We start from the raw sequence: 12,570 nt of genomic DNA, 5'->3' as shown, positions 1-12,570 counted from the left end.
GGTGGGCCTGGGTGAACTAAGCGGCCGGCGTCGCGCTCCCCGATACCGCGCTCCCCAGCGTCGTGCTGATCTCCGGCCGACCGAACCCCTGGCCGCCTTTTCGCCTGATTGACAGGCCGATCCGGGTGCTGCTCTACTCGTTTTCGTCTTTCCCGCAGGCGCCGCCGCCGTATCACCCCATACGACGACGGAGATCGCCTCATGCGAAATGTTCAGCCCGCTGAACCCTCCCGCCGCACATTCCTCCTGGGCACCCTCGGCGCGTTCGCGGCCGCTCCCCTGTTGCCGGGAACCGCGTTTGCCGCGCCGGACTGGTCGGTGTCGGTGGTCGACTCGACGATGGCCCGCTTCACCCCGGCCACCCTGGGTGGCTGGACCTATGAACGTGGGCTTTACCTCTACGGGCAGTACCTGGTGTACAAGCGCACCGGCAACGCGCGTTATCTCGACTATGTCCGGCAGTGGATGGACCGGCATGTCGATGCCAACGGCAACTTCGCCAACCGGCTCAACGATCTGGACGCCTTCCGGCCCGGCTACCTGTTGCCGTTGCTGCACCAGGAAACCGGGCAGCAGCGGTACAAGATCGCGGCGGACCGGATCCGGGACCGCTTCCCGAGCTATCCGCGGACCAGTGACGGCGGCATGTGGCATGCCACCGGCAAGGTCGGCGAGCTGTGGGCGGACGGGGTGTACATGGCCCAGCCCTTCATCGCGCTGCACTCCCAGCGCTACGGCCAGACCTACGGTTTCGACGAGTCCACCCGGAACATGCTGACCTATCACACCAGGTTGAAGGCACCCAGCGGGTTGCTCTTCCACGCCTACGACGCTGACGGCTCCGCCGGGTGGGCGCCGGATCCGCACCGGCACTCCGCGCACCACTGGGCGCGGGCGATCGGCTGGTACGCGATGGCCGCGATGGACATCCTGGATGTGTTGCCCGCCAACCACTCCCGCCGGACGGCGCTACTGGACACGGTGCGGCAGCTGGCGGTGGCGTTGCAGCGGTTCCAGGATCCGGCCAGTGGGCGCTGGTTCCAGGTGGTCGATCGGGGCAGCACGGCGGGGAACTGGACCGAGACCTCGGCCTCGGCGATGTTCACCTTCATGCTCTCCCGCGGCGTGGAGAAGGGGTACCTGGAGCCGGGCTACCGCGCGGTGGCGGCCAAGGGCTATCAGGGTGTGCTGCAACGGATCTCGCTGGGCACGGACGGGCGGACGAACCTGCGGGAGATCTGTGTCGGCACCGGGCCCGGTGATCTCAACTACTACTTCAACCGGCCGCGCAGCACCAACGATCTGCACGGCCTCGGCGCGTTCCTGATCATGAACGAGCAACTGCTCCGGACCGGCTGACCACGCCGCCGAGTTGGCCCAACTCGTACGCCCGCTTGGGCACACTCGTACGCCGAGTTGGGCCAACTCGCACGCTCTCCGCCCACTTGGGCCAACTCGGCGTACCACTTGGGCCAACTGGGCGTACGAGAACGGCCAACACTCGGGGCTTGCCGGGCGCCCGGCCCTCGGCGGAGGGGCGGGCGCGGGCAACGGGGTCAGGCCGGGTTGTTGGCGTGGGTCAGGGTTTGCCAGGCGACGAAGAGGATGTTGGTGCCCGCCGGGCGCCGGGACTCCACCAGGCGCTGGGTGTTGGCCATGGTGTGGCCCATCCGGTTGGCCAGTGCGTTGTAGCCGACCTCGGAGACCGGGCCGACGCCGCGCTTGATGGTGCCGCCGCACAGCCACCCCGGGGCAGGCTCGCCGAGTTCGTACTTGGCGTGGAAGCCCAGCGCGTGCCGCAGCCGGTCGCCGATCTCCGGGTACAGGTCCTGGCCCTGATGCCGGGTGGTCTCGGCGAAGTTGGCGATGCTGGCCAGGCCGTAGCCGGTGTGGGTGAAGTCGCGGCAGGTCTCCTGGCTCAGCCCGTCCACGAAGGTGGACTGGTTGTGCCAGTAGCGGATGATCTCCTCCCTGGTGTCGATGCCGCTGCCCACCGGGCCCTTGGCGTAGGCGCCGTCACCGGTGACGTAGAGGAACGCGGGCACCCGCTGGCGGAACTTGGTCACCGCCCGGTCGTAGGCGCTCCGGTCCTCCAGGAACACCGCGATGCCGATGGATGCCTCCATCATGGTGAGTTCCCAGTTGCCGTTGCTGGTGGCGTGGCCGTTGATCACCTTGGGCAGGTAGACGTTGCGCAGCATGGTGCTGAACCGGGTCACCCCGGCCGCCGACCAGCCGCCGCCGGTGTGCCGGATGATCTCCGCTGCCTTGGCCCAGGACACCCCGGCCCAGGCGGTCTGCAGCGGGGCATTGCTGTTGGTGTGGTCGCGAATGGTGGCCGACCAGGCGTCCATGATCTGGATGGCCTTGGTCGCATAACGCTGATCCCTGGTGATGTACCAGTTCAACGCGTTGGTGAAGGCCGCGATGGCGTCCTGCCGCTCATCGGTGCAGCCGAGGTTCGGGTTCGAGTACGGACCGCACTCGACCACGGCCCGTGGTTTCGGATTTCGGGACAACGAGGCAAGGGCATGCCCGTTCATCTGGTCATAGGCAGCCTTCCATGGCTGCGCGCCGGCCTGGACCTTGCCCCGCACGAAGTCGAGCTGGCCCCGGCTCACGTACACGCCGGGGTGGGTGAACGTGGGTGGGGCGAGCGCGGCCGCCGGGGCAGGGTTGGCGGCCGGTGCGGGTTCCGCGAGCGTAGGCGAGGCGCCTACCAGCAGGAATGATGCGGTGATCGAGGCGAGCGCGGCGACGATTGTCCGGCGTCGATGCTGGGCGGTCATCGGTCTCCTCAGGGATGGATACCCGGGTTGCGCGTCGCGGCGAGAAGCGCGGATAACGCAAACGATGGTGTGGTCCAGACCACGCCGCGGTCAATACGCCGATATTCGTAAATCGCCGGAAAACGGCATCGCCCTAGTTCACAACCATGAATTTTCACGGTTGTGAACTAGGGCGATGTATTTACCGGATGCGCTTACTGGAATGGAATTGTCAACACCGACTGCTGGCCCTGGCCCGCGGTCGCGTTGACCCGCAGCGTGGTCGGGCCGGTGCCGATCGCGCTCCACACCTCCAGCCGCACACAGCCGTTGCGCAGCTCGCTGAAGCCGCCCGAGCTGGAGTGCTGGGCGCCCGCGGTGTAGTTCTCCCACCCGGTGACCGGGTCGGTGGCGAAGTAGCGGTAGGTCTCCACCCGGCCGTAGTTTCCGGAGCCGGTGAAGTCGTAGGAGACCCGCGCCTGCACTCCGTTGGCCACGCCGGTGCCGGAATCGACGAACAGGCTGAACCCGGTCTGCCGGGCCGGATCATGGGTCCCGGACAGGCCGCAGGCGGTGTAGGTCTGGGCGTTGCGCGGGACGCCGTCGTTGTTGCCGCCACCCGCGCCGGCGATCGTGTCGGTCCGGGCCCCGGCGGACTCGGTGAGGCTGAGCGCGCCGGGGTTGTTGACGAAGAACCTGTTGCCGCGCACCGGCGGCGGCCCTGTCGTGGTTGTCGTGGTGCCGGTCGTGGTCGTCGTGGTGGAGCTGCTGCTGGTGGTGGGCTGGCCGCCAGAGCCGCTGCCGCCGCTCCAGGTGATCGCGCCGGTGGTGGCCGTCTTGCCGGCGCCCACGGTGAGTGTGGTGCCGTTGGAGAAGGTCACCGTGATCGGCTGGTTGGAGATGTTGGCCGCCACATAGGTTTTCGCGCCGTTGCGGGTGAACACCGCGTGCAGCGGGTGGTTCGCGGTGACCGTGCGGTCCACCTGACCCAGCGCGCTGAGGTTGCGCAGCCACTGGAAGGTGCGGGCCTTGGTCTCGCCCTCCTCCACGGTGTAGTTGCCAGCGCGGAATTCCGCGAGTGCGGTGTCCGGTTTGGACAGTGCCTGGAAGGACCAGATGATGTCCCGCCACACCGTGGGCGGGCCGCCGTTGTTGGTCACCAGCTCGCGCAGGTTGCGGTCGATGTAGGCCGGATCATGGCCCAGGTACAGGGATCCGCCGTTGATCGGCAGCATGTTGATGCCCTGGATCATCTCCGGTTCGGCGCTGAACCAGGTCGAGTACGCACCGCCGTCGCCCCACACCATGCCGACCGTGGAGTGCTGGAAGGCGCTGGGGAAGTTGACGTCCCGGTTGTCGAACCAGTACTCCTTGATCGCCTCGCCCTGGGTGGTGTACATGAACAACCCGGCGTCGCGGGCCGCGGTGTCGCCGGTGGCCAGGCCCCACTGGATCACCGCGTTGGCGAAGTTCATGCCCTCGGAGCTGGATTCCTGGTTGTTCCCGGCGAAGAAGGCGCCGTGCCCGGCCGCCCAGTCGTGGCCGGCGTAGATGTCGAAGTCACGCAGGAACGGGAACATGGTGTCGTTGCGGTTGAACCCGTTGGCGTCCCTGATCAACAGGTTGACCATGCCGCCGTACTGGCCCGCCGAGGCCCAGGCCGGATCGAACTTGGCCAGGGTGGCCGCGGCGGAGATGTAGTAGCCGTAGTGGAAGTGGTGGTCGTTGAGGTCGGTGTCCGAGCCGTAGGAAGCCGGGAAACCGGTCAGCGAACCCCAGTTGCGGTCGTAGTAGAAGACCCGCTCGTTCTTGCCGTTGGGCGCGGTGAACCAGTCGGTGAGCCGGGTGCGGATGGCGCCGATCAGCTTGTCCCGCACCGCCAGGTTGCCCACCTGGTCAGCGATCTCGATCATCCGCGCGGCCCGGCCGAGAGCCTTGCCGGTCCAGTAGGTGTCGTTGTTGAACCCGCCGAACGGGTCACCGGCGGACGCCTCGTTGAGGTAGTTGTTCAGCGTGGTCAGGTCACCGCCGGTCATGCCGACCTGGGGCAGTTCGGGCAGCACGCCCTGGTAGCGGATGGCGGTGGTGAACGCCGAGGCGCCGACCAGGGTTTTGAGCTGACCACGGGGCGAGACATAGGTTTGCGCGATCGGCGTGCTGCCACTGAGGTTCTGCCACTGGTGCGGGTACAGCGCGACCACGGTGCCGCTCTGGCCGCCCTCCATGGCCTGGGTGGTGTAGCGGTAGGTGGCGCGCACCGTGCTGGCCGCCTGGTCGTAGGCCCACTCCACCTTGGTGCCGGTGACGTGGGCGTGCGCGTGCCGCCCGTAGGAACTCAGCAGCGCCTGCCGGTCCGCCGCACTGCTGGCCGGGGTGGTCGGCAGCACCGCCACCGAGAAGAAACCCTTGCCCGCCAAGGAAGAGGTGATGGCGTTGCCGCCCACGTTCCAGGTCGAGCCGGACGGCGCGTAGGCCACGTAGTCGTGTCCCTCGGCGGTGAAACCGATGGTGGCCCCGGTGTTGGACCACACGGTCGGCGCGGCCGGGAAGCCCAGCCGCGCGTCGCCGCCGGTGACCCTGGCGTAGACGAAGGGCAGGCCGTGGCCGATGGTGGTGCGCAGGGTGCGCGCGCCGTCGCTGAAGTACGGGCTGACCGTCCAGTCGGTCCAGCCGTCCACCTTGACATCCGGCGAGTTCAGCCCGGTCACGCCCAGGGTGAAGTCGGTGGAGTACGGGTAGTGGTACTCGCCGACACCGGTGGCGGTGCCGCTGATGGTGACGTTGGTGGCGTAGTCGACGCCGAGGCCGTTCGCGCTGGTGTTGAAGGAGAACGGGTGCGCCATCAGGTTGTCGGAGTACGCGCAGTTGTTGCGCTTGAAGATCAGCGAGGACCACCAGTCGTTGGTCGGCACCGCGCCCGCCGGGGCGTTGCCGGTGACGTACTGGCGGGGGTTGCGCGGGATCTCCCCGCAGGCGGTGGGCAGGACCGCGCCCGCGGGCAGGGTGGTGGTGTAGCTGCCCGCGCCGATCGGCTCGGCCTGGGCCGACCCCGTGCCGACCGCGACGGCCAGCGGGACTAACACGCCTAACGTGAGGACCGCGGTGGCAGCGGCCAGCCCACGGCTGAGCAAACTCATGGTTCCTCCAAGCAGGGGGTGGTGAACCACTGGTTTGAAACCGGTTTCAAACGCGTTTCGGGAATGTAACATCCGTCACAGGGGCGGTCAACGCCCAGGTGAATGGGGAGGGTGGGGCTGGTGGCTGGCAGGAAGGCGACGATCACCGACATCGCGGCGCGGGCCGGGGTGTCCAAGGCGACGGTGTCCCGGGTGCTCACCGGCAACGCCGTGGTCGCCCCGGAGAAACGGGACGCCGTGCTGTCCGCGATGGCCGATCTGAGCTACCGCCCCAACCTGATGGCCAAGGGCCTGGCCTGGGGCCGCACCTTCACCGTCGGCGTGCTCACCCCCGACCTGGCCAGCCCGCTCTACGGCCTGATCATGGCCGGGGTGGAGGCCGAACTGCACGGCCTTGGCTACCAAGCCCTCTTCGCCAGCGGCGCCTTCGAGACCGAGACCGAACGCCGCGCGCTGGAGCACCTGGTGCAGCGCCAGGCCGACGCGCTGATCGTGCTGGGCGGTCGCCTGCCCGGCCCGGATCTTGTTGCGGCGGCGGGAGATCTGCCCCTGGTCACGGTGCTGCGCGGCGCGCCGGGTCATCCGGCGATCACCCTGGACAACCACCACGGCGCGCGGGTGGCCACCGAACACCTGGTCTCCCTTGGGCATCGGGACATCGTGCACATCTGCGGCGAGGCCGGGCAGCAGGACACCGAGGAACGGCTGCGCGGGTACCGGGACGCGATGACGGCGGCCGGGCTCACCCCGGTCGCGGTGCCCGGCGGGTACCACGAGGACGACGGACAGCGGGCGGTGCACCTGGTGGCGGGCACGGGAATCCGGTGCACGGCGGTGGTCGCGGCGAACGACCAGGTGGCGATGGGGGCGCGGCTGGCCTTGGCGGAGCAGGGGTTGCGGGTGCCGGAGGACGTGTCCCTGGTGGGGTTCGACGACCTGCCGAGCGTGCGGTACGCGGTGCCGCCGCTGACCACGGTGCGCCAGCCCGCCAGGGAGATGGGGCGGGCGGCGGCACGCGCGGTGCTCGGCCTGCTGGACGGCGCCGAGCCGGAGCTGCCCGCCTTCGCCGCGGAGCTGGTGGTGCGCGGCTCCACCGCGCCGCCGCGCGCCTGACCCGGCGGCTACCGGCCGCCGCCGAACTTGCGCAGCCGCATGCTGTTGGACACCACGAACGCCGAGGACAACGCCATCGCGGCCCCGGCGATCAGCGGGTTGAGCAGGCCGAGGGCGGCCACCGGCAGTGCGGCCACGTTGTAGCCGAAGGCCCACCACAGGTTGCCGCGGATGGTGTTCAGCGTGGCGCGGGCCAGCCGGATGGCGTCCGGGACGGCGATCAGGTTGTCCCGCACCAGGATCAGGTCGGCGGCGTGCAGGGCGACGTCCGCGCCGGTGCCCATGGCCATGGCCAGGTCGGCGGCGGCCAGCGCCGGGCCGTCGTTGACACCGTCACCGACCATGGCCACCCGGCGGCCCTGGGCCTGCAATGCCCGCACCACCTCGACCTTGCCCTGGGGCAGCACCCCGGCGTGCACCTCCTCGATGCCGACCGCCTCGGCGACCAGGCGGGCGGTGGCCTCGTTGTCGCCGGTGAGCAGCACCGGGGTCAACCCGAGTGCGCGCAACGCCTTGATCGCACCTGGCGCGGATTCCTTGACCGTGTCCAGCACCGCCAGGAGACCACGGGCCGCGCCGTCCCAGCCCGCCACCACGACGGTTCGGCCCAGCTTTTCCCATTCCGCGCAGCGTTCCGCCAATTCCGGCTCGACGGTCCAACCGCGTTCGGCGAACAACAACAACCGGCCGATGAGCACTTCCGCGCCGTCCACCCGGCCGCTGGCGCCGAGCCCTGGCAGCGCGGCGAACTCGGCGACCTCGGGCAGTTCGGGGAATTCCGCGCGGGCGGCGGCGGTGATCGCGGCGGCGATGGCGTGTTCGGAGGCGGATTCGACCGCGCCGGCGTAGCGCAGCAGCTCGGCCGGGTCGCCGTCGCAGTAGGTCTCGGCCAGGGACATCCGGCCAGTCGTCACCGTGCCGGTCTTGTCCAGCAGCACCGTGTCCACCGCGCGGGTGGATTCCAGGGCCTGGGCGCTACGCAGCAGGATGCCGAGCTGGGCGCCGCGGCCGGTGGCCACCAGCAACGCGGTCGGCGTGGCCAGGCCGAGGGCGCACGGGCAGGCGATGATCAGCACCGCCAGGGCCGCGCCGAAGGCCGATTCGGTGGACCCGCCGGCCAGCAGCCAGACCGCGAGGGTGAGCGCGGCCAGTACCAGGACCACCGGCACGAACACCCCGGCCACCCGGTCGGCCAGCCGTTGCGCACCGGACTTGCCCGCCTGGGCGGCTTCGACCAGCGCGGTCATCCGGGCCAGCTGGGTGTCCGCGCCGACGCCGGTGGCGCGCACGATCAGTCGGCCGCTGTGCGAGATCGTGCCGCCGATGACGGTCGCGCCGGTCTCCACCTCCACCGGCACCGACTCGCCGGTGACCATGCTCAGGTCGACCACGGACCGCCCGGACTCGACCACCCCGTCGGTGGCGATCTTCTCCCCCGGCGGCACCACGAACAGGTCGCCGACCAGCAGCTGCCCGACCGGGACCCGCACCTCTTTCCCCTTGCGCAGCAACAACACGTCCTTGGCCGCGAGCAGGGACAGCGAGCGCAGCGCGTCCCCGGCCATCCGCCGGGCTCGGGCCTCGAAGTAGCGGCCGGCGAGCAGGAAGGTGGTCACCCCGGCGGCGACCTCCAGGTAGATGCCGCCGGTGACCGTGGTGCTGAACATCGCGTAGGTGGACCAGCCGAACGCGCTGAGCACCCCCAATGAGACCAGCGTGTCCATCGAGGCCGCGCCGTGCCGGGCGTTGCGCAGCGCGGCCCGGTGGAAGGGCAGCGCGGCCCACAGCACGACCGGCGCGGCCAGGCCCAGGCACACCCACTGCCAGCCGGGGAAGCGCAGCCAGGGCACCCAGGCCATGGCCAGCGCGAGATCGGCGAGCGGGAAGGTGAGCAGCACCGACACGACCAGCCGGCGCCACAGCGCGCGCACCGGGTCCGGGGTGTCGGTTGCCGTCGTCTCCTGGACCTCTCGCGCGCTGTAACCAGCGGCGGTGACCGCCTCGACCAGGCGGGGGATGTCGACGGCGGGCGGGAAGGAGACCGCGGCACGCTCGGTGGCGTAGTTGACCACGGCGTGCACACCGTCGATCTTGTTGAGTTTGCGTTCGATCCGGGCCGCGCAGGCGGCGCAGGTCATGCCGCTCAGGGCCAGTTCGACCGTGCCCAGCCGGGTGCCGGGCCCGTCGTCTTCGGCCTGGTTACCCGCGGTCGCGCTGGTCGCGACACCTTGCTGCACTGCTCACTCCAGGGGACGCCGCCGACTGCTGTGGACGGTGGCCGGCTCCGCGAGGCGGTGCGTGCACACCGCGCGGAGCCGACCACGCCAGTCAGGTCGGTCAGCTGGTCCACCTGGTTCCCCCCTGTGACCTGAGCCACCCGGCAATCCGCTAGTCGCACCGCTTCCAGGAGAAGTGGTAGGTGGTGCGAATGCTGCCATCCGTGGAGTCCATCGTCATAAAGCTGGTCGTCGTCGATGGATTCGAGGACCCCGCCTGCACACGCAGCTCGGTGTTGACGTTGAGGTTCCTGGTCTCGCCACAGGGAGCGTAGATCAGGTTGGGACCTTCGGAGGTGTCGGTTGCCTGCCAGCTATCCGCCCACGGACCGTTGAACCAATGGCTCCGCGACTCGGTGGCCGACATTCCCTGGAAGTAGTAGTTCGCCCGCTGGAGTCCGCGCGCCCCTGGCTGGAGATTCGCGTAACCCCGGTAATCCGCTTTCTGGATCGCGTAGCTGAAGCCCTGCGGGTAGTGGATCCGCAGGGCGAGCTGGCAGTTCTTGCGAACGTCGGTCGGTTTCGCGCCCACGCCGACCTGGGCGAGATAGTCGCTGTAGGTCACGGTAAAGGCGGTCTTGTCGTGGGCGACGGCGACAGCGGACGTGCCGGGCGGACAGCCGGATCCGTTCGCTGTGACCACCTCGACGGTCACCTTGTCCGGCGGCGCTGAATCGGCCGCCGGCACCGGAGAGGCAAGCAGGGAAAAAGCCATTCCAGCCGCGGCCAGCATGGTAATCATGGAATCCCTTCCCAATCGTCTCAATTTATCGACGACGGCGACCCACGATATCGTAAACGGGAGTATTCAACAGCGGCCGTATGGGGCAACTACGAAAGTAGTGCGACCGACTGAGATCACATTTGGGGATCCCATGTGCCCATGAACCCACGAGCGGTAAATGGCTTCTGGACTCATTGTATGTGACTGCATTCTCTGACGCCAGGGATTACGGTGGGCCGGGTGAGCGAGTTGCTGGGGATCGGCCAGGTGGCACGCCTGTTCGGGCTGCGCGCCTCGGCGTTGCGCTACTACGACGAGATCGGCCTGGTGCCGCCGGCCGGGCAGGATCGCGGGAAACGCTGGTACGGCGAGGCGGAGTTGCGCCGGCTGGCCCTGGTGCTGACGCTGCAACGCACCGGGATGCTCAGTCTGGAGGACATCCGGCAGCTCCTCGACGCGAGCCAGGGCGAGAGCGCGCGGAGCGTGCTGGCCGGGCGGGCGGCCGAACTGGCCGAGCGGGTGCGCGAGTTGCGGCAGGCCCAGGAGTACCTGGAGCACCTGCTGACCTGCCCGCGGGCGCACCCGGTGCGGGACTGCGCGCACCTGGCGGCGCGGCTGGACGGGCAGGTGCGGGAGCTGACCGCGGAGGTTGACTTCAAGTCGGCTTGAACCCGCACGCTGCGCGGGTGATCATCACCAGAACCTTCCTGACCGCGTTGTTCCTGTGCACCGCGCTGGCCTTGTTCGGCACCACCGTGATCGGCGTGGCCCTGCCTGCGATCCAGCGGGACCTGGGGGCCGGGGTGGACGGTCTGCAATGGATCGTCAACGCCTACACCGTGTGCCTGGCCGGACTCACCCTCACCGGCGGCGCGCTGGGCGATAGGTACGGGCGGAAACGGTTGCTGCTGCTGGGAATCCTGGTGTTCCTGCTGGGATCGCTGGTCAGCGCGCTGGCCGACGGCGTGGGCCTGGTGATCGCGGGCCGGGTCGGGCAGGGCGTCGGGGCCGCGGTGCTGCTGCCCGGGTCACTGTCCATTCTGGCCAGGAGCACCCCGGATCCGGTGCGGCGCGCGGCGTTGCTGGGTTGGTGGGGGTTGTTCGGCGGGCTGGCCGCGGCGCTGGGGCCGGTGCTCGGCGGACTGCTGGTGGACGGCTTCGGCTGGTGGAGCGTGTTCCTGCTCAACCTGCCGCTCGGACTGGCCGCGCTGGTCGCGGTGTGGGTGGCGGTGCCGGAATCGGCGGATCCGGCGCACACCGCCCTGGACCCGCTGGGGCAGCTGCTGGGCATCGCCTGGCCGGCCGCGCTGAGCCTGGGCCTGATCCGCGCGGGCCGGCACGGCCTGGATCTGGGGGTGTGGATAACTGTCGGGCTCGCCGTGCTGGCGGCGGTACTCTTCGTGGTGGTGGAACTGCGGCAGCCGCGGCCGATGGTGCCGGTGCGGTTGTTCGCGGATCGGGCGTTCGCGGTGGCCAACTACGCCTCGTTCGCGCTGGGTTTCGGGCCCTACGCGGCGTTCGTGTTGCTGGCGCTGTACCTGCAGCAGGGCCGGGGCCTGGGCGCGGCGGAGTCGGCGCTGTGGTTGCTGCCGCTGTCGGTGGCCATGCTGGTGGCCTCCCCGGTGGCGGGCCGGTTGACCGCGCGACTGGGTGGCGCGGCGGCGATGGCGCTCGGCTACGGCGTGGCCGCGCTGGGCCTGGCCGGCTGCCTGTTGCTGGGCGCCGGGACCCCGTTCGCGTTGGCGGCGCTGGTGTTCGCGTTGGTGGGCCTCGGCATGGGGCTGGCCATGACACCGACCAACGTGACCGCCTTCGGCGCGGTGCCGATCGAACGGTCCGGGCTGGCCTCGGCGGTGGTGAACACCACCCGGCAGACCGGCACGGTGGTCGGGGTGGCGCTGCTGGGCGCGCTCTACGCGGCGGGCACCGCGGGCACGGATGTGTTGCCGGGCCTGCGGATCGCGCTGGCGGTGGCGGCCGGGGTGACCCTGCTCGCCGCACTCGCGGCGACACTGCTGCGCGTCCGCGACAAGGCGCACGCCTCGGCGCGCTGACCGCACCCCTTCGAGCCCGCCCCGTACCACTTGGGCCAACTGGTACGCCCACTTGAGCCAAACCGGCGTACCGGTTGGGCCAACTCGACGGGGACTTGCGCCGTCGGTATTCAGCGATACTATGTACCGGTAGTCAGTGACACCAAGTAGTCTGGGAAGGCGCGGTTCGTGGGGAAGCAGATGACGGAGATGCTCAAGGGCGTGCTGGAGGGCATCGTCCTGGCGATCCTGTCCGGCAGGCCCGCCTACGGCTACGAGATCACCGCGTGGCTGCGCGATCAGGGCTTCGCCGACATCGCCGAGGGCACTGTCTACGCGCTGCTGGTCCGGATCGAACAGCGCGGCCTGGTCGACGTGGCGAAGGTCCCGTCGGAGAAGGGGCCGCCGCGCAAGGTGTATTCGCTGAACACGCAGGGCGGGCAGCACCTCGACGAGTTCTGGAGGACCTGGAGCTTCCTCGCGGAACGGCTCGGACAGCTCCATGAAGGGGGTAGATGA

The 12,570-nt window shown here is 69.6% G+C and carries 9 protein-coding genes; 5 read left to right on the top strand and 4 right to left on the bottom strand.

Features of this window, described 5'->3' with window-relative positions:
* The first annotated feature begins 201 nt into the window (after window positions 1-201).
* Window positions 202-1,359: a glycoside hydrolase family 105 protein gene (locus MZC64_RS11965; RefSeq protein WP_247757234.1), complete on the top strand. Its 1,158-nt coding sequence runs from the start codon at window positions 202-204 to the stop codon at window positions 1,357-1,359.
* Between the two features lie 197 nt (window positions 1,360-1,556).
* On the opposite strand, the gene MZC64_RS11960 is transcribed toward MZC64_RS11965, so the two are convergent.
* A complete protein-coding gene (locus MZC64_RS11960; protein ID WP_247757236.1) occupies window positions 1,557-2,789 on the bottom strand; it encodes an alginate lyase family protein in 1,233 nt (410 codons plus the stop codon).
* A 194-nt stretch (window positions 2,790-2,983) separates the two neighbouring features.
* Window positions 2,984-5,905 (bottom strand): glycosyl hydrolase, encoded by a 2,922-nt coding sequence (locus MZC64_RS11955; RefSeq protein ID WP_247757238.1) that lies wholly within the window; start codon window positions 5,903-5,905, stop codon window positions 2,984-2,986.
* A 120-nt stretch (window positions 5,906-6,025) separates the two neighbouring features.
* Here MZC64_RS11955 and MZC64_RS11950 point away from each other — a divergent pair, with 120 nt between their 5' ends.
* Complete coding sequence (locus tag MZC64_RS11950; RefSeq protein WP_247757239.1) at window positions 6,026-7,018, top strand: LacI family DNA-binding transcriptional regulator; 993 nt, start codon at window positions 6,026-6,028, stop codon at window positions 7,016-7,018.
* 8 nt (window positions 7,019-7,026) lie between these two features.
* Here MZC64_RS11950 and MZC64_RS11945 read toward each other — a convergent pair whose 3' ends face one another.
* Together MZC64_RS11945 and MZC64_RS11940 are read right to left on the bottom strand one after the other, a co-directional pair.
* Window positions 7,027-9,156 carry a cation-translocating P-type ATPase gene (locus MZC64_RS11945; protein WP_247757449.1) on the bottom strand — a complete coding sequence of 710 codons (2,130 nt, stop codon included), beginning with the start codon at window positions 9,154-9,156 and terminating at the stop codon, window positions 7,027-7,029.
* A gap of 250 nt (window positions 9,157-9,406) precedes the next feature.
* The gene (locus tag MZC64_RS11940) at window positions 9,407-10,036 is read right to left on the bottom strand and encodes a DUF4360 domain-containing protein (RefSeq protein ID WP_185004809.1); all 630 of its coding nucleotides are present in this window, start codon (window positions 10,034-10,036) and stop codon (window positions 9,407-9,409) included.
* 222 nt (window positions 10,037-10,258) lie between these two features.
* On the opposite strand from MZC64_RS11940, the gene MZC64_RS11935 reads away from it, so the two are divergent.
* The 3 genes from MZC64_RS11935 to MZC64_RS11925 all read left to right on the top strand — a co-directional run bounded on the left by MZC64_RS11935 (window position 10,259) and on the right by MZC64_RS11925 (window position 12,570).
* Window positions 10,259-10,687, top strand: a complete 429-nt coding sequence (locus MZC64_RS11935; protein ID WP_247757241.1) for a MerR family transcriptional regulator — start codon at window positions 10,259-10,261, stop codon at window positions 10,685-10,687.
* 17 nt (window positions 10,688-10,704) lie between these two features.
* A complete protein-coding gene (locus MZC64_RS11930) occupies window positions 10,705-12,072 on the top strand; it encodes a DHA2 family efflux MFS transporter permease subunit (RefSeq protein WP_247757242.1) in 1,368 nt (455 codons plus the stop codon).
* A 168-nt stretch (window positions 12,073-12,240) separates the two neighbouring features.
* On the top strand, window positions 12,241-12,570 hold the full coding sequence (locus MZC64_RS11925) for a PadR family transcriptional regulator (protein WP_308300991.1): 330 nt from the start codon (window positions 12,241-12,243) through the stop codon (window positions 12,568-12,570).

The sequence above is a fragment of the Crossiella sp. S99.2 genome, assembly GCF_023094165.1.
Lineage (GTDB): Bacteria > Actinomycetota > Actinomycetes > Mycobacteriales > Pseudonocardiaceae > Crossiella.
The sequence above is the reverse complement of the archived record's forward strand: the minus strand, read 5'-3'. Positions and strand labels throughout refer to the sequence as shown.